Origin of the sequence: Saccharothrix sp. S26, from assembly GCF_021390395.1 — a bacterium.
In the GTDB taxonomy this organism is placed as follows: Bacteria; Actinomycetota; Actinomycetes; order Mycobacteriales; family Pseudonocardiaceae; genus Actinosynnema.
The window spans coordinates 93,321-113,412 of record NZ_JAJUWT010000025.1; the positions used below are offsets into that span (position 1 = coordinate 93,321).

General features: G+C 71.6%; 21 protein-coding genes. 12 read left to right on the top strand and 9 right to left on the bottom strand.

Annotated elements, in window-relative coordinates; translation table 11 throughout:
- Positions 1–3: 3 nt before the first annotated feature.
- From LZG04_RS33685 to LZG04_RS33695, 3 genes are read right to left on the bottom strand one after another with little or no spacing between them, the layout of a single operon-like run.
- Positions 4–702, bottom strand: a complete 699-nt coding sequence (locus LZG04_RS33685; RefSeq protein ID WP_233824787.1) for a 1-acyl-sn-glycerol-3-phosphate acyltransferase — start codon at positions 700–702, stop codon at positions 4–6.
- 14 nt (positions 703–716) lie between these two features.
- Positions 717–1,052, bottom strand: a complete 336-nt coding sequence (locus LZG04_RS33690; protein WP_141981115.1) for a hypothetical protein — start codon at positions 1,050–1,052, stop codon at positions 717–719.
- Positions 1,053–1,097: 45 nt separating this feature from the next.
- Positions 1,098–2,267: a cytochrome P450 gene (locus LZG04_RS33695; protein WP_233824789.1), complete on the bottom strand. Its 1,170-nt coding sequence runs from the start codon at positions 2,265–2,267 to the stop codon at positions 1,098–1,100.
- A gap of 188 nt (positions 2,268–2,455) precedes the next feature.
- Between LZG04_RS33695 and LZG04_RS33700 the strand changes: the two genes are divergently transcribed.
- A complete protein-coding gene (locus tag LZG04_RS33700) occupies positions 2,456–3,388 on the top strand; it encodes a GNAT family N-acetyltransferase (RefSeq protein ID WP_233824791.1) in 933 nt (310 codons plus the stop codon).
- Between the two features lie 5 nt (positions 3,389–3,393).
- On the opposite strand, the gene LZG04_RS33705 is transcribed toward LZG04_RS33700, so the two are convergent.
- A complete protein-coding gene (locus LZG04_RS33705; protein ID WP_233824793.1) occupies positions 3,394–4,953 on the bottom strand; it encodes a sodium:solute symporter in 1,560 nt (519 codons plus the stop codon).
- Entirely contained in the window at positions 4,940–6,076 is a 1,137-nt protein-coding gene (locus LZG04_RS33710; RefSeq protein ID WP_233824795.1) for an anhydro-N-acetylmuramic acid kinase, read from the bottom strand. Before LZG04_RS33710 ends, LZG04_RS33705 begins: the two co-directional genes overlap by 14 nt.
- A 114-nt stretch (positions 6,077–6,190) precedes the next feature.
- On the opposite strand from LZG04_RS33710, the gene ftsY reads away from it, so the two are divergent.
- Complete coding sequence (ftsY, locus tag LZG04_RS33715) at positions 6,191–7,537, top strand: signal recognition particle-docking protein FtsY (RefSeq protein ID WP_233824797.1); 1,347 nt, start codon at positions 6,191–6,193, stop codon at positions 7,535–7,537.
- A 146-nt stretch (positions 7,538–7,683) separates the two neighbouring features.
- Here the strand turns inward: ftsY and LZG04_RS33720 are convergent, their stop codons facing one another.
- The gene (locus LZG04_RS33720; protein WP_233824799.1) at positions 7,684–8,439 is read right to left on the bottom strand and encodes an IclR family transcriptional regulator; all 756 of its coding nucleotides are present in this window, start codon (positions 8,437–8,439) and stop codon (positions 7,684–7,686) included.
- Positions 8,440–8,517: 78 nt separating this feature from the next.
- On the opposite strand from LZG04_RS33720, the gene aceB reads away from it, so the two are divergent.
- From aceB to LZG04_RS33735, 3 genes are all read left to right on the top strand, one after another.
- Positions 8,518–10,077, top strand: a complete 1,560-nt coding sequence (aceB, locus tag LZG04_RS33725; RefSeq protein WP_233824801.1) for a malate synthase A — start codon at positions 8,518–8,520, stop codon at positions 10,075–10,077.
- 1 nt (position 10,078) lies between these two features.
- Positions 10,079–11,275: an aldolase gene (locus LZG04_RS33730; RefSeq protein WP_233824803.1), complete on the top strand. Its 1,197-nt coding sequence runs from the start codon at positions 10,079–10,081 to the stop codon at positions 11,273–11,275.
- 75 nt (positions 11,276–11,350) lie between these two features.
- Positions 11,351–11,809 carry an Imm1 family immunity protein gene (locus tag LZG04_RS33735; protein WP_233824805.1) on the top strand — a complete coding sequence of 153 codons (459 nt, stop codon included), beginning with the start codon at positions 11,351–11,353 and terminating at the stop codon, positions 11,807–11,809.
- A 34-nt stretch (positions 11,810–11,843) separates the two neighbouring features.
- Here the strand turns inward: LZG04_RS33735 and pucL are convergent, their stop codons facing one another.
- The 3 genes from pucL to uraD are packed head-to-tail and all read right to left on the bottom strand — an operon-like array spanning position 11,844 to position 13,516.
- Positions 11,844–12,722: a factor-independent urate hydroxylase gene (gene pucL, locus LZG04_RS33740; protein WP_233824807.1), complete on the bottom strand. Its 879-nt coding sequence runs from the start codon at positions 12,720–12,722 to the stop codon at positions 11,844–11,846.
- Between the two features lie 3 nt (positions 12,723–12,725).
- The gene (locus LZG04_RS33745) at positions 12,726–13,034 is read right to left on the bottom strand and encodes a hydroxyisourate hydrolase (protein WP_233824809.1); all 309 of its coding nucleotides are present in this window, start codon (positions 13,032–13,034) and stop codon (positions 12,726–12,728) included.
- On the bottom strand, positions 13,031–13,516 hold the full coding sequence (gene uraD, locus LZG04_RS33750; RefSeq protein ID WP_233824811.1) for a 2-oxo-4-hydroxy-4-carboxy-5-ureidoimidazoline decarboxylase: 486 nt from the start codon (positions 13,514–13,516) through the stop codon (positions 13,031–13,033). The genes LZG04_RS33745 and uraD overlap by 4 nt, the downstream gene beginning before the upstream one ends.
- Positions 13,517–13,711: 195 nt before the next feature.
- On the opposite strand from uraD, the gene LZG04_RS42760 reads away from it, so the two are divergent.
- The 7 genes from LZG04_RS42760 (at position 13,712) to LZG04_RS33785 (ending at position 20,078) form a co-directional block, all read left to right on the top strand.
- On the top strand, positions 13,712–13,864 hold the full coding sequence (locus LZG04_RS42760) for a hypothetical protein (RefSeq protein WP_374202948.1): 153 nt from the start codon (positions 13,712–13,714) through the stop codon (positions 13,862–13,864).
- Complete coding sequence (locus tag LZG04_RS43180) at positions 13,843–14,043, top strand: glycerate kinase (protein WP_374202946.1); 201 nt, start codon at positions 13,843–13,845, stop codon at positions 14,041–14,043. The genes LZG04_RS42760 and LZG04_RS43180 overlap by 22 nt, the downstream gene beginning before the upstream one ends.
- Positions 14,044–14,113: 70 nt before the next feature.
- Positions 14,114–15,409, top strand: a complete 1,296-nt coding sequence (gene allB, locus LZG04_RS33765) for an allantoinase AllB (protein WP_233824815.1) — start codon at positions 14,114–14,116, stop codon at positions 15,407–15,409.
- The gene (gene alc / locus LZG04_RS33770; RefSeq protein ID WP_233824817.1) at positions 15,406–16,404 is read left to right on the top strand and encodes an allantoicase; all 999 of its coding nucleotides are present in this window, start codon (positions 15,406–15,408) and stop codon (positions 16,402–16,404) included. Before allB ends, alc begins: the two co-directional genes overlap by 4 nt.
- Positions 16,405–16,528: 124 nt before the next feature.
- Positions 16,529–18,064 carry an alpha/beta hydrolase gene (locus tag LZG04_RS33775; protein ID WP_233824819.1) on the top strand — a complete coding sequence of 512 codons (1,536 nt, stop codon included), beginning with the start codon at positions 16,529–16,531 and terminating at the stop codon, positions 18,062–18,064.
- A gap of 335 nt (positions 18,065–18,399) precedes the next feature.
- On the top strand, positions 18,400–19,743 hold the full coding sequence (locus LZG04_RS33780) for an ammonium transporter (RefSeq protein ID WP_233824821.1): 1,344 nt from the start codon (positions 18,400–18,402) through the stop codon (positions 19,741–19,743).
- Positions 19,740–20,078 (top strand): P-II family nitrogen regulator, encoded by a 339-nt coding sequence (locus LZG04_RS33785; protein WP_230567690.1) that lies wholly within the window; start codon positions 19,740–19,742, stop codon positions 20,076–20,078. Before LZG04_RS33780 ends, LZG04_RS33785 begins: the two co-directional genes overlap by 4 nt.
- Positions 20,079–20,092 lie beyond the last annotated feature (14 nt).

Below are 20,092 nucleotides of genomic sequence, written 5' to 3' on the forward strand. Positions count from 1 at the left end.
GACTCAGCGGTCGTCGAGGCGCTTGGCCTCCTCCGGCGTGGGCGCGGTGCCGCCCAGGTGCGCCGGTTGCCACCACTGGCCCTGCCCGGACTCGGGGTAGCGGGTCTGGGCGTCGTCGAGCAGCTCCTGCATCCGCTCGCGCAGCGCGGCGTCCGTGGTCGGCTCCATCGGCTCGCCCACGATGATCGTGATCGGCACGTGCCGCTGGGTCAGCGACTTCGGCCGCCCCTTGGTCCACAGCCGTTGCGTGCCCCACACCGCCGTCGGCAGCAACGGCACACCGGCCTCCGCCGCGAGCCGCACCGCGCCGCTCTTGACGTCCTTGACCGTGAACGACCGGCTGATCGTGGCCTCGGGGAAGATCCCGACGACTTCACCGGACCGCAGCGCGTCCAGGGCGTGCTGGTAGGACGCCTGCCCGGCGGCCCGGTCCACCGGGATGTGGTGCATCCCGCGCATGAGCGGGCCCGACACGCGGTGGGCGAACACCTCGTGCTTGGCCATGAACCGGACCAGGCGGCGCGCGGGGTGCGCGCCGTACCCGGCGAAGATGAAATCGAGGTAGGAGACGTGGTTCGAGGCCAGCACGGCCCCGCCGGTGGTCGGCACGTGCTCCGCGCCCTCCACGGTGATCCGCAGGTCGAGCAGGCGGAACATCAGTTTGGCCGCGGCGATCACCGGCGGGTACACGCGATCTGGCATGAACCCAGCGTACGTTACTCGTCAGTAGTGCGATCGTGTTCGCGCACCACGCGGGGAACGCCTGCCAGGTCCTCCTCATTGCACAGCAGCTTCAGGGCGTAATACGGCGAACCCTTGGTGTCGTCGTAGTCCAAGTGGACCGCGATCACGTCGACCGCTTCACCGAGCCACTCCTGCGTCTGCCGCAGCCAGGAGGCTGCGCGCTCCAACGCGTTGGGCAGGTCGTCGTCACGGAACTCGACCGGCCGATAGGGGACCTCCTGCACCTGGTCCCGCTGGTTGGCAGGCATCGGCAGGTCTACCGCCACCCCGCTGTCGTTGAGTTCGAGTTGGATCGTTTCCTCGCTCACCCTCCCAGGGTTCCCCAACGCGAAACGCGCGGCAAGAGATGTCGGTCATCCGAGGCTGACCGGCAACTCGGCCAGACCGCTGACCAGCACCCTCCGCCAGGCCAGTTCGTCGACCGGACGGGCCGCCCGCAGCCGGGGAAACCTCCTCAGCAGCACGGACAGCGCCTCCCGCAGCTCGATGCGCGCGAGCTGCGCCCCGAGGCAGAAGTGGGGCCCGATGCCGAGCGCCAGGTGCGGGTTGGGCGTGCGAGTGAGGTCCACCACGTCCGGTTCGGCGAACGCGCGCGGGTCGCGGTTGGCCGAACCTATGGCGGCCATCACACCCTCGCCCGCCCGGACGACCACGCCCGCGATCTCCACGTCCTCCAGTGCCACCCTCAGCTGCCCCACCTCGCTCAGCCGGGTGAACCGCATCAGCTCCTCGACCGCGCTCGGCACCAGTGACGGATCGCTCACCAGCCGTTCCCACAACGACCGCTCGCGCAGCAGCGTGGCGACGAAGCCGGTGATCTGGTTGGCCGACGTCTCGTGCCCCGCGACCAGCAGGTTCAACGCGAACGCGACCAGCTCGTCGTGCGTCAACGGCGTCGCGCACAGCTCGTCGAGCAGGTCGTCCGACCGCGCCTCGCGCCGCTTCGCCGCGATCAGCCCGCCCATGTACTCCAGCAGGCTCGCCATCGCCGCCTCGACCCGCGGCCGCTCGGACAGCTCCAGGCTGTAGGCGAGCTCCACCCACTCGCGGAACCGCTCCCGGTCGGCATAGGGCACGCCGAGCAACGTGCAGATGACCTGGATCGGCAACGGCAGCGCGTACACCTGCCGCAGGTCCGCGCCGTCCACGACGTCGTCGGCCAGCCGTTCGCACAGCCGCCGCACCCACGGCTGCGTCGCGGAGATCCGCCGGTGCGAGAACGCGCCGGACACCAGCTTGCGCAGCCGGGTGTGCTCGGGCGGGTCGGTGGTCGGCAGGGTGCCGGGCAGCGGGCGGGACACCCCGACGCGGGGCGCGCCCGCCGCCACCACGCCGGCCCGGGAGAACCGCGGGTCGGCCAGCACCAGCTTCACGTCGTCGTAGCGGGTGAGCAGCCACACCTCCGCGCCGGTGAGCGTGCGGACGCGGGCCGCCGGCCGCTCGTCCCGCAGCCTCCCCCACGTGGGGGAGGGGTCGAACGCGAAGGCGTCGGCGAAGGGGATGTCGAGGACGTCGTCCGTCATGACCTCGACGCTAGGAGCCGACGGGGGCGCGGTGCGAGCGCCATCCGGTGCGCATCGGCGGCCCGTGGCGGCGCGACACGGCCCTCCGGCCGGCTGCGCCGCAGGTCAGCGCCTGGCCGGCCGGTCGAAGCGGGCACGGACGAAAACTCCCTCGCGTTCGCCCGACCCCGCGGGCGACCATTCCAGACATGTACGACATCCGTCCCGCCGCCCAGGACGACCTGGACGCCGTGCTCGCGTTGGTGCTGCGGTTGCAGGCCGACGACGCGCACCACATCGGCTACCTCGGCGAGACGCTCGGCGACATCTCCGCGGAGCTGGCCGAGTTCGAGCCCGACTGGGCCTCGTGCACGCTGGTCGCCACCGACGACTCCGGGTGGGTCGTCGGCGCGCTCAGCGTCGAGGTCGACCCCGACTCCGGCCGTGCCTACCTGCACGGGCCGTTCGTCGACGTGCCGGTCAACCACCCGGCGGGCAGCCGGATCTGGGACCAGACCGCCGACGCCCTCTACGCCGCCGCCGAGCCGCTGCTCGACGGGGTCGCCGACCGCGAGCTGCTGGGCCACACCGGGCACCGGCGGCTGGCCGCGTTCGCCGAACGGCACCGCTTCGCCCCCGCGCGCCCGTGCGGCATCCACGTCCTCGACGGCGACGGCCTGCGCGGCCTGCTGCTGCGCGAGGCGAGCTGCCCGCGGACCGGGCCGGCCCGCGAGATGCGGGTGCTGCCGACCGACCCGGCCGTGCACGAGGCCGTGGCCATCCTGCACGAGCGGTGCTTCCCCAAGACCCACCTGTCCGGCCGCAAGCTCGTGGACGGCAGCCGCGGCCACACCGTGGTCGTCGCCATGGACGGCGACCGGGTCCTCGGCTACGCCTCGGGCAAGGCCGAGCCGGGCGAGTTCTACCTGGACTTCGTGGCCGTGGAGCCGGACGTGCGCGGGCAGGGCGTCGGCGCGGCGCTGGTCACCGAGCTGGTCTGGAAGCTCGCGGAGAAATCCGGGGCACGACCCCAGGCCACCGCCGCGATACTGGCCGGCAACCGCTCCTCCCAGCGGCTCTTCGACCGGCTCGGCTTCCGCCTGCACCTCGAACTCGTCGCCTACCGCGCCAACGCCGCTTGACCGCGTTACGCCACCTTGGCCGACACCGCGTCGTCCGCCACGTCCGGCGGCTGGTAGCCCTTGTGCCGCAACGACATCAGCCCGCCCACGACCAACGTGACGAGCACGCCCAGCACCGTGTACCAGGGGTAGGCCAGGGACACGACCTTCTGGGCCGGGGCGGCCGGCGAGAAGTCGATCGCCAGGGTCGCGTCCGGCCCGACGAACTTCACGCCCAGGATCACGAACGCCATCACCACCACCGTCACCGCGAACGCCACCACCGCGTCGAGCTCCTTGGCCTTGCGGAACACCAGGCCGAGCAGGAACGCGCCGAGCAGCGCGCCGTAGGTGAAGCCGGCGATCGACAGGCCCTGCTCCACGATCGGGTTGCCGCGCCGCGTGAGCGTGGCGAACAGCCCGGCGCACACGATCAGCAGGCCCGCCCACACCACCGTCCAGATCCGACCCTGGCGGAACACCTCGGCCTCGCTCATCGGCCGCCGCACGACGCGCTGCACGATGTCGGTCACGGTCGAGGACGCCAGCGCGCCCAACGACGACGACAGCGCCGCCGCCAGGATGCCCGCGATCACGAACCCGGACAGCCCGGACGGCATGTCGTTGACGATGAAGTTGGCGAACAGCTCGTCGTTGTTGTTGAGCCCGAGGTCCTTGACCGGGTTGGCCGCCTTGTAGAACGCCCACAGCATGACGCCGATGAACAGGAACAGCGCGAACTGGAGGAACACCACCACACCGCTGGCGATCAGCGCCTTCTGCGCCGAGCGCACGTCCTTGGTCGCCATCAGCCGCTGCACGATCAGCTGGTCGGCGCCGTGCGAGGCCATGGACAGCACCGCACCGCCGACGAACGCCACGACGATCGCGTACGGCGAGGTGAGCGGGCTGGCGTCGAAGTCGAGAACCTGGAACTTGCCCGCGTCGGCGGCACGGGCGAACCACCCGTCGGGCAGCTTCCCGTTCAGCACCAGGATCACCGCGAACGCGCCGACGACGTACCAGAGCATCTGGATCGCGTCGACCCACACCACGGCCCGCACGCCGCCGAGGAAGCTGTAGACGACCATCGCGATGCCCAGTGCCGCCACGATCACCCAGTACGACACGTCCACGCCGTACGCGACGAGCACCACCTTGATCGGGATGGCGGTGGCGAACAGGCGCAGGCCGTCCGCGAGCAGCCGGGTGACGAGGAACGTCACCGACGCCGTGCTCTGGATGTTGCGCCCGAACCGCTTGCCGAGGAACCCGTAGGCGGTGATCAGCTCGCCCGCGATGTACTTCGGCAGCAGCACGAACGACACCACGATCCGGCCGATCAGGTAGCCGATGGCCAGCGACAGGAACGTCATCGTGCCCAGGTAGGCGACCGTCGGCACGCTCAGCACGGTGAGCGTGGACGTCTCGGCCGACACCACCGACACGCACACGACCCACCACGAGATGCGGCGCTCGCTGACGAAGTAGTCGGTGGCGGAGCGCTGGCGCCCGGCGATCCACACGCCCAGCAGCGGCATGCCCACCAGGAACAGCACGATGATGCCGACATCAAGTGCGCGCATGGCCTCTCCCATCCGACTGCCTCTCACGGCGGCCGATCGTCAATCCCGTCACGGCGGTGATCACGGGCTCGGGCAGGCGCAGCGGGTAGCGGCCGGGGGTGATCGACCCCAGCGGGCGCGGACCGGCGGCGCCGGTGGCGGACGGCACGTTCGCGGGCAGGCCGTGCCAGGTCAGGAAGCCGAGCAGGGCGGCGAGGTAGGCCTCCTTGCCCGCGGCGGGCAGCCCCAGTTCGTCGCTCGTGCGCAGGTCCACGTGCCGGCGCAACGACTCGACCAGGACGGGGTTGCGCATTCCGCCGCCGGAGCCGATGACGGTGCCCTCGCACTCGGCGGCGATCGTGCGCGCGGTCAGCTCGGTCAACGTGGCCAGCAGGTCCTCGGCGGGCATGGTGAGGCCGTCCGTGACGCGGTCGAGGTAGGCGCGGTTGAAGTGCTCCTTGCCGGTCGACTTGGGCGCGGGTAGCGCGTAGTAGGGGTCGGCGAGCAGGCGGTCGAGCAGCTCGGCGTGGATCCGGCCGCGCCGGGCGAACTCGCCGTCGGTGTCCTGGTCGCGCAGGCCGCCGGACAGGGCAGTCATGGCCGCGTCCATGAGCGCGTTGCCCGGTCCGGTGTCGTAGGCGGTGACACCTCCGGGCGAAACCTTGGTCACGTTGGCGATGCCGCCGATGTTCAGCGCGGTGGCGGGGCCGTCGAAGTCGGCCAGCCAGAGGGCGTCCAGGGTGCTCGCCAGCGGTGCGCCGTGACCGCCCGCGGCGACGTCGCGCACCCGCAGGTCGGCGACGACCGGCAGGCCGGTGGCTTCGGCTATCCACGCGGGTTGGCCGAGCTGGAGCGTGCCGAGGCAGCGGCCGTCCTCGACCCAGTGGTGCACGGTCTGGCCCAGCGACGACACCAGCTCGCCCCGGTGGCGGGCGGCGACCTCGGCGAAGGCCTGGCCGAGCCGCGTGTCGAGCGCGCAGAGCTCCGCGGCGCTGGTCGGTGGCCTGCGCAGGTCCTCGGGGAACGGGTACTCGGCGTGCTCCACGGGGGTGAGCACGACGGTGCGGCCGTTCAGGGACAGGTCGGCCACGGCCACGTCGATGGCGTCCATCGAGGTGCCTGAGATGAGCCCGATCACCCTCACGCCCTGTGGTCTATTCCACACTGCACGCTAGCGCAAGGGTGTTCGTTGGAAAGTTGCCGGAAATCGACCTGGTTCGTAGATCGTCAACATACGGTGGCGTGCGAGGATTGCGCCGTGTCCACCACGTCCCTGATCTGGATCATCGTCGTCGTCGCGGCACTGCTCGCGGTCGCCCTCGTGACGGGCGTCGTGCTGGCGCGACGCCGGCGGATCAGCCTCACCGAGCCCGAGCAGGACAAGCCCGCCAAGGGGTACCAGGCCGGTGGCGCGATCACGTTCAACGCGCCCGCGCCGCCGGTGGCCGAGCCGACCAGACCGGCCGAGCCGGTGGAACGCGGTGGCGCGTCACCCGCGCCGACCCCGACCGCCGCGCCCGTCGAGCCCGTCCAGCACCCGGTCGCCGACCGCACCGAGGTCGACGGGCAGCCGGGCGTCGGTGACGACGCGGCGGTGCCACGTGACTCGGTCAAGCGCGGGTTCGTCGAGGTCGACCTGCCCGAACAAGCGTCCGAGATCGAGGAGATCGAGCCGACCGCCGGTCGGTTGGAGCGGCTGCGCGGCCGGCTGTCGCGGTCGCGGTCGACGTTCGGGCAGAGCCTGCTGGGGTTGCTCGGCGCGGGCGACCTCGACGAGGACTCGTGGACCGACATCGAGGACACGCTGCTGATGGCGGACCTGGGTGCGGCGATCACCGACCAGGTCGTGACGGCGCTGCGGGAGCAGATCGTGGCGCGTGGTGTGCGCACGTCCGAGGAGGCGCGGGCGTTGCTGCGCGACGTGCTGGTCGACGCGCTGCACCCGGAGATGGCACGCGCGGTGAACGCGTTGCCGCACTCGAACGGCTCCGGTGGCGTGAAGCCGGCCGTGGTGCTGGTGGTCGGCGTGAACGGCGTCGGCAAGACCACGACGACGGGCAAGCTGGCGCGGGTGCTGGTGGCCGACGGGCGCACCGTGCTGCTGGGTGCGGCGGACACGTTCCGCGCGGCGGCGGCCGACCAGTTGGAGACGTGGGGTTCGCGCGTCGGTGCGTCGACCGTGCGTGGCGCCGAGGGCGCGGACCCGGCTTCGGTGGCGTTCGAGGCGGTCAAGCAGGGCGTGGCGGCCGGTGTGGACACCGTGCTGATCGACACGGCGGGCCGGCTGCACACCAAGACCGGCCTGATGGACGAGCTGGGCAAGGTCAAGCGCGTGGTGGAGAAGCAGGCTGAGGTGGACGAGGTGCTCCTCGTGCTCGACGCCACCACCGGCCAGAACGGCCTGACCCAGGCGCGGGTGTTCGCCGAGGTGGTCGACGTGACCGGCATCGTGCTGACCAAGCTGGACGGCACCGCCAAGGGCGGCATCGTCTTCCAGGTCCAGCGCGAGCTGGGCGTCCCGGTCAAGCTCGTGGGCCTGGGCGAGGGCGCGGACCACCTGGCCCCCTTCGAACCAACCGCCTTCGTCGACGCCCTCCTCCACTAACCCGAGAGTCCTACGTTCGGCCCGCGAGAGTCCTACGTTCGCGACCCCCGAATTCAACGCTCAGGCCGACCGACCGGTATGCCGAGTGTCGAACTCGGGGGTGCCGGACGTAGGACTCTCGCGGCGTGAACGTAGGACTCTCGCGGTTAGGTGGGGGTGGTGGAGAGGCGGGTGGCGATGGTCAGGAGTTCGGGGATGATGCGGGACAGCGAGTCCTTGGTCAGGCGGCTGTCCGGGCCCGAGACGGAGATGGCGGCCAGGGTCGGCGCGCCGTGCACGGGCACGGCGACGCAGCGCACGCCCAGCTCCTGCTCGCTCTCGTCGAGGGCGTAACCCTGGGCCGCGATCTGGTCCAACGACGCCAGCAGCTCGTCGGCGTCGGTGATGGTGTTCGGCGTGTAGGCGGGCAGGCCCGTGCGGGCCAGCAGGGCGCGCACCTCGTCCCGCGGCAGCTGCGACAGCATCGCCTTGCCCACGCCCGTGCCGTGCGGCAGCAGGCGGCGGCCGACCTCGGTGAACATCCGCATCGAGTGCCGTGACGGCACCTGCGCCACGTACACCACCTCGTCGCCGTCCAGCACGGCCAGGTTCGCCGTCTCCTCCACCTGGTCGACCAACTGCGCCAGGAACGGCCGCGCCCACGTGCCGAACTGCCGCGACGCGCTCTCGCCGAGCCGGATCAGCCGGGGCCCGAGCGTGTACCGCCGGTTGCTGTTCTGCCGCACGTACCCCAGCGTGACAAGGGTGCGGATCAGCCGGTGGATCGTCGGCAACGGCAGCCCGGAGGCGGCGGCGAGCTCGGACAGGCTCGCCTCGCCGCCCGCGTCGGCCAGGCGTTCCAGCAGGTCGAAGGCGCGTTGGAGCGACTGGACGCCGCCCGTGGACTCCCGTGCCACCGACATCACTCCTTCGTTGCCGTTCCGCGTGGCGAAAACTATAGTCCGCGAAGTAGAAACCGACTCGGATCGAGGTGGGCTTCCATGTCCGGTGTTCGCGTCCTCGGGGGCGAAGTGGAACGCGGTGACGAGATCCTCACGCCGGACGCGCTGGAGTTCGTGGCCGGGCTGCACCGCGACTTCGCCGCCACCCGCGACGAGCTGATCGCCCGCCGGGCCCGACGCCGCCCGCTGGGCTTCCTGCCGGAGACGCGGTCGGTCCGCGACGGCGACTGGACGGTCGCCGAAGCGCCCGAGCCGCTGCGCGACCGGCGGGTCGAGATCACCGGGCCCACCGAGCGGAAGATGACGATCAACGCGCTGAACTCCGGCGCGAAGGTGTGGCTGGCCGACCTGGAGGACGCCAACACCCCGCACTGGCACAACGTCGTCTCCGGCCAGGTCAACCTTTACGACGCCGCCCGCGGCACGATCGAGCACACCTCCCCGGAGGGCAAGCGCTACGCCCTGCGCGACGACGTGGCCCGCCCGACGATCGTGGTCCGCCCGCGCGGCTGGCACCTGCCCGAGCGGCACGTCGAGATCGACGGCCGGCCGGCCGTGGGCGCGCTGGTCGACTTCGGCCTGCACTTCTTCCACAACGCCCTCGGCGGTGCCGAAAACCGGGCGACAGGGCTGGGCAGGCCCTACTACTACCTGCCGAAGATGGAGAGCCACCTCGAAGCCCGGCTCTGGAACGACGTCTTCACCGCCGCCCAGCAACGCCTCGGCGTCCCGCACGGCACGGTCCGCGCCACCGTGCTGATCGAGACGATCCCGGCCGCGTTCGAGATGGACGAGATCCTGTACGAGCTGCGCGACCACGCGTCGGGCCTGAACGCGGGCCGCTGGGACTACCTGTTCAGCATCATCAAGTACTTCCGCGACGCCGGGTCGGACTTCGTGCTGCCCGACCGCAACAGCATCACCATGACCGTGCCGTTCATGCGCGCCTACACCGAGCTGCTCGTGCGCACGTGCCACAAGCGGGGTGCGTTCGCGATGGGCGGCATGGCCGCGTTCATCCCGAACCGGCGCGACCCGGAGGTCACCGCGCAGGCGTTGGAGAAGGTGCGCGCGGACAAGACCCGTGAGGCGGGCGACGGGTTCGACGGTTCCTGGGTGGCGCACCCCGACCTGGTGCCGGTGTGCCGGGAGATCTTCGACGCGAAGCTGGGCGACAAGCCCAACCAGCTCGACGTGCTGCGGCCGGAGGTGTCGGTCACCGCCGAGCAGTTGCTGGACTTCACCTCGGCGGGCGGCGGCGCGACCCGCGCGGGCGTGGAGTCGGCGGTGGACGTCGGCGTGCGGTACCTGCTGTCGTGGCTGGGCGGCAACGGCGCGGCGGCCATCCACAACCTGATGGAGGACGCGGCGACCGCCGAGATCTCCCGCTCGCAGCTGTGGCAGTGGGTGCACAACGACGTCGTGCTGGACGACGGCACACCGGTCACCGCGGAGCTGGTGCGGACCGTGCTGGCGCAGGTGAAGGAGAAGCTGGACGGCGAGCACCTCGACCTGGCGGTGGAGCTGTTCGAGCAGGTGGCGCTGGCCGACGAGTTCGTCGACTTCCTGACCCTGCCGGCCTACGAGCGGATCGGCTGACGTGCCGCGCACGTCGTTGTCGCCCGAGGCGGTGCGGGCGGTCACCGCGCGGTTGTCCGATGTGGAGCTGCGCGCGTCGGCGGGTCGGCAGCCCGTGCACACGTGCTACGTGCCCGCCGACCGGGTGCGCCCGTCGACGCTCGCCGACTGGGGTGCGCAAGCGCTTGCGGCGTTGGCCGAGCACGCCCCGGGCGGCCTGGCCGACGTGCTCGACCTGGCACCGGAGCCGGCGGAGGTCGTGGACGGGCGGGTGCGGGCGAAGCTGGCCGCCGAACCCGTGGAGGACCTGCGGATCGACTTCGAGGACGGCTACGGCGTCCGCACCGACGCCGAGGAGGACGGTGACGCCGAACGCACCGCGCACGTGGTGCGGGACTGGCTGCGCGCCGGCGTCGCGCCCCTGCGGTTCGGGCTGCGGATGAAGTCGTTCGACACCAGGGCGTCGCGCGAGCGCGGCATCCGCACCCTGGACGTCTTCCTCACCGCGCTGGGCGAGGCACCCGAGGGTTTCGTGATCACGTTCCCGAAGGTCACCTCGGTCGCGCAGGTGGAGGTGCTCGGCGACGTCCTCGACCTGTTCGGCTTCCCGCTGCGGTTCGAGATCCAGGTGGAGACGACGCGGTCGATCGTGGACCCCGAAGGCAGGCTGGCGCTGCCGAGGTTCATCGAGGCGGGCCGCGGCCGCGTCACGGGCCTGCACTTCGGCACGTACGACTACACGGCGGGCTGCGGGCTGGGCGCGGCGCACCAGCACCTCGCGCACGGCGCGTGCGACTTCGCCCGCAACGTCATGCAGGTCTGCGCGGCGGGCACGGGCGTCGCGCTGTCCGACGGTTCCACCAACGTGCTGCCGGTCGGCGACGCCGTGCACGAGGGTTGGCGCACGCACTACCGGCTGGTGCGGCGGTCGTTGGCGCACGGCTTCTACCAGGGCTGGGACCTGCACCCGGCGCAGTTGGTGACCAGGTACGCGGCGGTGCACGCGTTCTACCTCGAAGGTGCGGAGGCCGACGCGCGCAGGCTCAAGGCGTACGTGTCCCGGGCGGGCGGTTCGGTGCTGGACGAGCCCGCGACCGCCCAGGCGCTGTCCACGTCGTTCCTGCGCGCCTTGGACTGCGGTGCCCTGGACGGGGACGAAATCCGCCGTGCGACCGGACTGTCAGTGACGGAATTGCAGGCTCTAGCCAGAAGAGAGTGATCGTGGCATCGCTGGATGGGGTGATCCTGGAAGCGGTGAAAAGCCGAATCCCGCGGCACCGGTCAGTGTGTGTGCATGACCATGCGAGCCGGGTTGTGGACCGGGCTGCCGGACCTGGAGCGGGCCGAGTTCCGCTACCAGGTGGTGGCGTGCGCGGCGGACGTGGACGTGCTCATCGCCGCCCTGGCGCGGCCCGAGTGCAATGACGGGATGCTGGAGCACTTCGGCCGCGCGCCGGACGCGGAGGGGGAGAGCGACCACAACCTGGTGCTCGCCGTGCGCGGCCGGTGGGGCTACCTCAACTACGTGGACGACGAGTTCACCGGCTGGCCGAAGGGCGAGCCGGACGCGCCTTACGTGGACGAGACCTACACCGACTTCCCGCCGGGCGTGGGCGTGCCGTTGACGACCTACCGGGAGATCCTGCTGGAGTTCATGTTCACCGCCCGCCGGCCGACGGTCGTGGACTGGTACGAGGAGGCCGACCTGTTCCACACCTGGCGGCTGCAACGCATGGCGCTGCACAAGAAGTGACCGCGCTCCCCGCGCCGGGGAGCACGGTCGACGCTCAGAACGTCGGCAGCGCGTACCAGGCGGACCCGGCGTCCTCCGCGTCGTCACGCAGCACGCAGCCCTCGATCAGCCCGTACGGCCGGTCGGCCGCGTAGAACACCTCGTTGTCGTTCTCCAGCCCGAACGGCGACAGGTCGACGGCGAAGTGGTGCTTGTTCGGCATCGACAGCCGCACCTCCGCCACCTCGGGCCGCTCGCGCAGCACCGCCTCGCCCATCGCGTACAGGGTCTGCTGCAACGACAGGCTGTGCTTGGTCGCGAACGTCGTCAGCAGCAGCCGCCGGATCCGCGTGAAGCTGTCCGCCCAGTCGATCCCGTCGCCCTGGTAGCGCCACCGGGCCGTGACCGAGGTGGCCAGGATCCGGTCGTCGGTCTCCTTCAACGTCGTGTACTCGTCGCGCGGGAACCCGTGGAACTCCGACCCTGTCGTCTTGAGCACCACCACGTCCCGCACGCCCGACACCACCCACGCGCGCTCGCCCTCGACGGTCACGGCGGTCGTGCGCTTCTCGCCGCTGCCCTGGACGAACGAGTGGTCGTTGCCCTCGATGCGCTGCCAGGCGTGCTCGTCGATGAGCACGCGCGCACCGGTGATCGCCTCCTGCGACGCCACGAAGTGGCGGCCCAGGCGCAGCGCGAAGTCCTCGATCTCGCCGACCGGGGCCTGCTTGGCGAACGCGTACACGGTGTTCTTCTGCGTGTCGGTCGCCAGCACCTTGGAGTTGTCGCCGGTGAGGTGGGTGTCGGCCAGGTCGCCGCGCAGGGAGGTGCTGACCGTGAGGTCCCTGATCGCGTGCACGGCGCCGTCGCGGGTCACGGTGACGAGGCGGTTCTCCGCCTTCCCGTACTGGTTGGGGCCCAGGACGATGGCCATCGGTCAGCTCCCTCGGTAGGTCGTGAAGGCGAACGGGCTCAACAGGATCGGCACGTGCAGGTGCGCCGGGTCGCCGGTGGCCCGGAACGCGACGGTGATCTCCGGGTAGAACGGCGTGTCGACCTCGAACACCAGCCGGTGCGCGCCGGGCGACAGCTCGCGCGCGAACCGCAGCCGGCCGTCGTCGTCGGTGACGCCCTCGGCCAGCACCTCCCCGTCGCGCTCCAGCCGGACCGGCACGCCGACGCGCGGTCGGCCCGCCTCGGCGTCGAGCACGTGGGTGGACAGCGTCGTCGGCTTCGCGTCCGTCATGCCAGCACCTTCCTCAGCCGCAGCGCCGCGATCTTCGCCAGCTCCCGGTTCACCACGCGCAGCTCCCGCGCCGGCGGGTTGTCCATCCGGGAGGCGAGGTCGGCCAGCACCTGCTCGCCGCTCAACCCCGTGGCGCACACCAGGTAGATGTGCCCGAACCGGTCCTCGTAGGCGGTGTTGGCCGCGCGCAGCCGGTCGGCGAGCGACGCCGTGACGCCGGACTGCTCGTCGGCCGACCACCGCGCCGACACGCCGCCGCCCCCGGCCCGCTCGCCGATGCGCGGGTGGCCCGCGATGGCCGCGCGCACCTCGTCGTCGGTCAGGTCCGCGTGCCGGTCCGAGGCGGCGAGCAGCGCGTCCACGTCGGCGTAGGGGCGGCCGGCCAGCAGCGCGTCGACCCAGCGGGGCACGGCGAGGCACTCGGCGAGCAGGGGGCGGAGCACGGCGTCGGGCGCGGAGTTGAAGCCTGCCAGGTCGGGCACAAGGCTCTCTTTTCTGTATCGCGGAATCCCGTTTCCGCAAAGAGGGACGGTACGAGTGCCCTCCGAGCGTGTCAACAGTCTTGCGCCGGTGTCCGAAGCGTGCCTAGTCTCTCGTTTTACGGAAGGTAGCTTCCGCACTGTGGAAGCCCTTAGTGTCACGACGTCAACCTGTTCATCCTGTTCACCGACCTGCCGGTGCTGGACCGACCCGCCGCAGCGGCGGTGGCCGGGTTCGACGCGGTCGAGTTCTGGTGGCCGTTCGCCGAAGCCGTGCCGTCACCGACGCCGGCGTCCAGCTCGTCTCGCTCAACTTCTTCGCCGACCACCTGCCCGGCGCGCGGCTCGTGATCACCGGCGAGTGCTCGCCTGACCACCAGCCCGCGCACGGCAAGGCGCCGGCGGGCGTGGCGAGGGCGGCGTGCCGGTCGTGGCGGTGGCCGGCCGGTGCACGGTCGACCCCGACCACCTGGGCATCAACGCCGCCTACGCGCTGCTGGACGTCGAACCCGACCTCCGCCGCCGCCTGACCGCGCCCGCGCCGATCCCACGACGTCTGGGTGGTCGCATCGCCGCCGACCGGCTGGGAGAGTGACCCGCATGGACCTGGTGCTCCGCGCTGCCCGAGTCGTCACCCCCGACGGTGAACGCCGCGCCGACGTCGGCGTCGCGGACGGTCGGATCGTCGCCGTGGCCGACCACCTGGACGCCGAGCGGGTCGTGGCGCTCGCCGACGACGAAGTGCTCCTGCCCGGCCTGGTCGACACGCACGTCCACGTGAACGAGCCGGGCCGCGGCGAGTGGGAGGGCTTCGAGACCGCGACCAGGGCGGCGGCCGCCGGCGGCGTCACCACGATCGTGGACATGCCGCTCAACAGCCTGCCGCCGACGACCACGGTGGACGCGCTGGACGCCAAGCGGGAGGCGGCGCGCGACAAGGCGCACGTCGACGTCGGCTTCTGGGGCGGCATCGTGCCGACCAACCTCGACCACCTCGAAGCGCTGCACGACGCCGGCGTGTTCGGCTTCAAGTGCTTCCTGATCCACTCGGGCGTGGACGAGTTCCCCCACGTCACCGAGGACCAGTTGCGCGCCGCCCTGACCAGGCTGCGCGACCGCGACGCGCTCACCATCGTGCACGCGGAGGACCCGCACGAGGTCACCGACCCCGGTCCCGGCTACCGCGCCTTCCTCGACTCCCGGCCGCACCGGGCCGAGACCCACGCCGTCACCACCGTGGTCGACCTGGCCAACGAGACCGGGGCCAGGCTGCACGTGCTGCACCTGTCCAGCGGCGAGGCCGTGCGGCAGGTGCGCACGGCCAAGGAGCTGGGGCTGCGGGTGAGCGCCGAGACGTGCCCGCACTACCTGACGTTCGTGGCGGAGGAGATCGGTGACGCGGCCACGGAGTTCAAGTGCTGCCCGCCGATCCGCGACGCGGCCAACCGCGAGCAGCTCTGGCGGGCGTTGGGCGAGGACCTGATCGACCTGGTCGTCACCGACCACTCGCCGTGCACCCCGGAGTTGAAGCGGGGCGACTTCGCCACCGCGTGGGGCGGCATCGCGAGCCTGCAACTGGGCCTGTCCGCGGTGTGGACGCAGGCCCGGCAGCGCGGGCACGGGCTGACCGACGTGGTCCGGTGGATGGCCACGAACCCCGCCGACCTGGTCGGCCTGACCGGGAAGGGCCGCATCGCGCCCGGCGCGGACGCCGACTTCTGCGTGTTCGCCCCGGACGAGGCGTTCGTGGTGGACCGCGCCGCGCTGCGCCACCGCAACCCCGTCACGCCCTACCACGGCCGCCCGCTGGCGGGCGTGGTGCGGCAGGCGTGGTTGCGCGGCCGGCCGATCGACGACCGGCCGCGCGGCCGGTTGCTGAGCAGAGGAGACGCATGACGGGAGTCCCCGGCTGGACCCGACTGCCCGACCTGGCGTGCCGCCCGGTGGGCGGCAGCGTGGTGTGGGCCAACGACGAGTCGTTCGCCGAGCGCGAGAACCTGATCCGCAAGCCCGAGCCGGAGTACCGGAGCTACACGTTCGGGCACAAGGGCCAGGTCTACGACGGGTGGGAGACCCGCCGCAGGCGTGACAGCGGCGAGGACCGGGCGATCGTCCGGCTGGGGCTGCCGGGCGTGATCAAGGGCGTGGTGGTCGACACCGCGTTCTTCAAGGGCAACTACCCGCCGTTCGCGTCGGTCGAGGCGACCTCCGCGGCGGGCCACCCCGCGCCGGACGAGCTGACCGGGTGGGAGACCGTGGTGCCGAAGTCGCCGCTCGGGGGCGACCGCAAGCACTACTTCGACGTGTCCGCGCACCGCCGCTACACGCACGTGCGGCTGACCATCCACCCGGACGGCGGGGTGGCCAGGCTGCGCGTGCACGGCACGCCGGTCGCCGACCCGGCCCTGATCCTGCCGGACGCGCTGGACCTGGCCGCGGTGGAGAACGGCGCGTCGATCACCGGGTGCAGCAACATGTTCTACAGCGACCCGGGCAACCTCATCGCGCCCGGCCAGGCCGCGGTCATGGGCGAGGGCTGGGAGACCGCGCGCCGCCGTGACGACGGCAACGACTGGGTCGAGGTCGAGCTGGCCGCGCCGGGCGTCATCCGGTTGGCGGAGCTGGACACCACGCACTTCAAGGGCAACGCGCCGGGCTGGGCGTCGGTCCGGGGCCGGGACGCGCGCACCGGTGCGGAGTTCGACGTGCTGCCGCGCACGCGGTTGCAGCCCGACACCCGGCACCGCTTCCCCGTCGCGGACGCGCCCGAGGCCACCCACGCGCGGCTCGACATCTACCCGGACGGGGGGATGGCACGGCTGCGGCTGTTCGGCCGCTTGACCGCCGACGGTCTCAGGGTGATCACCCAGCGCTACCAGGATGGGCGCTGACGCCCGGGAAAGTTGTCAGCCCTTGGGCTGATTCGAGGCAAGACTTCAGTCGGTTGTGGCACGTTCGGCCGCCCTGGAAGCCTGCGAAAACCCGATTGGGTGAACAGGAACTAGGGAGGAACCTGTGCGACCGATCATCAGGGCGCTCGGCGGGGTGGCCACCGCGCTGGCGCTCGCAGCGGGCACGACGGCGGTGGCGTCGGCCGAAGGGGACCCGGAAGCGTCGGGGGTGGGCCGGATCGACTGGCGGCCGTGCCCGGAGCTGGCCGAGGTGGAGTGCGGCACGCTGCGGCTGCCGATCGACTGGGCGAACCCGCGCGGAGAGGAGTTCGACCTCGCCGTGGCCCGCCGCAAGGCCACCGACCCGGCCAAGCGGATCGGGGCCCTGGTCATCAACCCCGGCGGTCCGGGCGGTTCGGGGGTGAACTTCGCGCTCGGGGCCGACGGCTACTTCAGCCCGGAGGTCCAGCAGCGCTTCGACATCATCGGGTTCGACCCGCGCGGCGTGGCCCGCAGCCAACCCGTCCAGTGCTCGGTCGAGGTGCTGCGCGCCCAGCCGTCGCTGTACCCGACCAACCAGCGCGAGTTCGACGCGCTCGCCGCCTACAACCGCGAGCTGGCCGCCGACTGCCGCGAGCACAGCGGCCCGATCTACGACCACGCCGACACCGGCGCGGTCGTCAAGGACATCGACGCGCTGCGCAAGGCGCTCGGCGAGCGCAAGATCAACTACTACGGCGTGTCCTACGGCACGCTCATCGGCCAGCAGTACGCCGAGCGGTTCGGCCGCGACATCCGCGCCATGGTCATCGACTCGAACATGGACCACAGCCTGGGCACGTGGCGGTTCACCGAGACCGAGGCCGCGACCGCGGAGGACTCGTTCCGCGAGTTCGCGCGGTGGTGCGAGCGCACCGAGTCGTGCGCCCTGCACGGCCAGGACGTCGGCAAGGCGTGGGACGACCTGCTGGCCCGCGCCGACCGCGGTGAGATCGCCGACCCGTTCGACCCGACCCGCGAGGTGACCGCCGACGACATCATCGGCGTCGCGTTCAGCGCGTTCTACGGCCCGGAGTGGCAGCCGCTGTCCGAGTTCCTGGTCGAGCTCGGCGCGGGCACGTCGACCAGGTCGTTCGCGGCGGAGGAGACCGCGCGCAACCCGTTCCCGGCCGTGTTCTGCCAGGACTGGGCGGTCCGCGTGAAGGACCACCGCCAGTTCTCCGCCCTGGTCGACCGCGCCCGGCAGCTCGCGCCGCACATGCGCGGCTCGGCGCTCGGGCACACCGCGGTGGCGGGCTGCGTCGGCCTGCCGGAGAAGGTGAACAACCCGCAGCACCGGCTGCGGATCAAGGACGCGCCGAAGATCCTGATGCTCAACGCGCTGCACGACCCGGCCACCGGGTACGAGTGGGCCGCCAACGCACACCGGCAGAGCCGCGACACCACCGTCCTGCTCACCTACGAGGGCTGGGGCCACGGCGTCTACGACCGCAGCGAGTGCACCCGCGGTGCGACGGACGACTACCTGATCACCCTGAAGACCCCGCGGCCCGGCGCCCGGTGCGCGGCCGTGGAGCCCGCACCGCAGTCGGTCGCGGCCACGACCGCCCGGCCCGTGCCGGCCGGCCCGACCCGGCACATCCCGGGCTGGCTCCGGTAGGCACCACCGCGGGCCGCCCCCACCCGGTGGGGGCGGCCCCGGCCGGTCCGGCAGGATCGACCCCGACCACGCCGGACGAGCGGTGACCGAGCGTCGTCGGGGCACACCGCCGGATCACACGAACCACCGCAAAGGCGAGACGGGCTCGCACGGTCGGTCACCGGAAATTCCACGGTGACGTGGACTCGGCACCGGCCGAACCGCTGCCTTCAAGCCCGCGAAACGTGCCCGTAACACCGGGGGCGGGACAGTTCACCTCCGCGAAACCTCGGGCGCAATCGCGCGAAACAGGGCATACCGATGCTCCCTGCAACCGACGTGCAGTGGAGGTCGACGTGGATACAGGGGACACCGCCTGGGTGCTCACCAGTGCCGCACTGGTGCTGTTGATGACGCCGGGACTTGCCTTCTTCTACGGGGGCATGGTCCGGTCCAAGAGTGTGCTCAACATGATGATGATGAGCCTGGGCGCAATCGCCGTGGTCGGTGTGCTCTGGGTGTTGGTCGGCTATTCCACGGCGTTCGGCACCGACGTCGGCGGGGGCCTGCTCGGCAAGCCGTTCGAGTTCTTCGGCCTGGACGGGCTGCTGGGCAAGGAGTCGGCGTTCGGGACCATCCCGACGACCGTCTTCGTCGCGTTCCAGGCGATGTTCGCCATCATCACGGTGGCGCTGATCTCCGGCGCGATCGCCGACCGCGCCCGCTTCGGGCCGTGGCTGCTGTTCGCCGGCCTGTGGTCGCTGCTGGTGTACTTCCCGGTCGCCCACTGGGTGTTCGACTTCGACGGCAAGGACGCCGACGGCAACGTCGTCGACCCGGGCGGCTGGATCGCCAACAAGCTGATGGCGATCGACTTCGCGGGCGGCACGGCGGTCCACATCAACGCCGGTGCGGCGGGCCTCGCGCTGGCGCTGGTCCTCGGCAAGCGCGTCGGTTGGCCGAAGGACCGGATGAAGCCGCACAGCCTGCCGCTGGTCGTGCTGGGCGCGGGCCTGCTGTGGTTCGGCTGGTTCGGCTTCAACGCTGGCTCGGCGGTCGCCGCCAACGGCACCGCGGGCGTCACCTTCGTCAACACCCTGGTCGCCACCTGCGCCGCGATGCTCGGCTGGCTGCTCGTGGAACGCGTCCGCGACGGCAACGCCACCACCCTCGGTGCCGCCTCCGGCATCGTCGCGGGCCTGGTCGCCATCACCCCGGCCTGCTCCTCGGTCACCCCGCTGGGCGCCATCGCGATCGGCGCGATCACCGGCGCCCTGTGCGCCCTCGCGGTCAGCCTGAAGTACCGCTTCGGCTTCGACGACTCGCTCGACGTGGTCGGCGTCCACCTGGTCGGCGGCCTCTCCGGCACCATCCTGATCGGCTTCTTCGCCAGCTCCTCCGCCCCGGCGGGCATCGACGGCCTCTTCTACGGCGGCGGCGTGGACCAGCTGTGGCGGCAGGCCGTCGGCGCGCTCGCCGTGCTCGCCTACTCGTTCGTGCTCAGCCTCCTCCTGGGCTACCTGGTCAAGGTCACCATCGGCTTCCGCACCGACGAGGAGTCCGAGGTCGGTGGCATCGACGAGGCCGAGCACGCGGAGACGGCGTACGAGTTCGGCAGCGGCATCGGCACCCGTAGCGGCAGCAAGCCCAGTGTCGCCGCCGGCGCCACTGCGGTCCTCGAGGGGAGCAACAAGTCATGAAGTTGGTCACCGCGATCATCAAGCCCTTCACGCTGGACGACGTGAAGGCGTCCCTGGAGCAGCTCGGCGTGCTCGGCATGACCGTCAGCGAGGTCCAGGGGTACGGCAGGCAGAAGGGCCACACCGAGGTCTACCGCGGCGCGGAGTACGCCGTGGACTTCGTGCCCAAGCTGCGCATCGAGGTCCTGGTGGACGACACCGCCGTGGAGAAGGTCCTCGACGCCGTCGTGGAGGCCGCGCGCACCGGCAAGATCGGCGACGGGAAGGTCTGGGTGACGCCGGTCGACACGGTCATCCGGGTCCGCACCGGGGAGCGCGGCTCGGATGCCCTGTAGGGATCCGGCGTAGG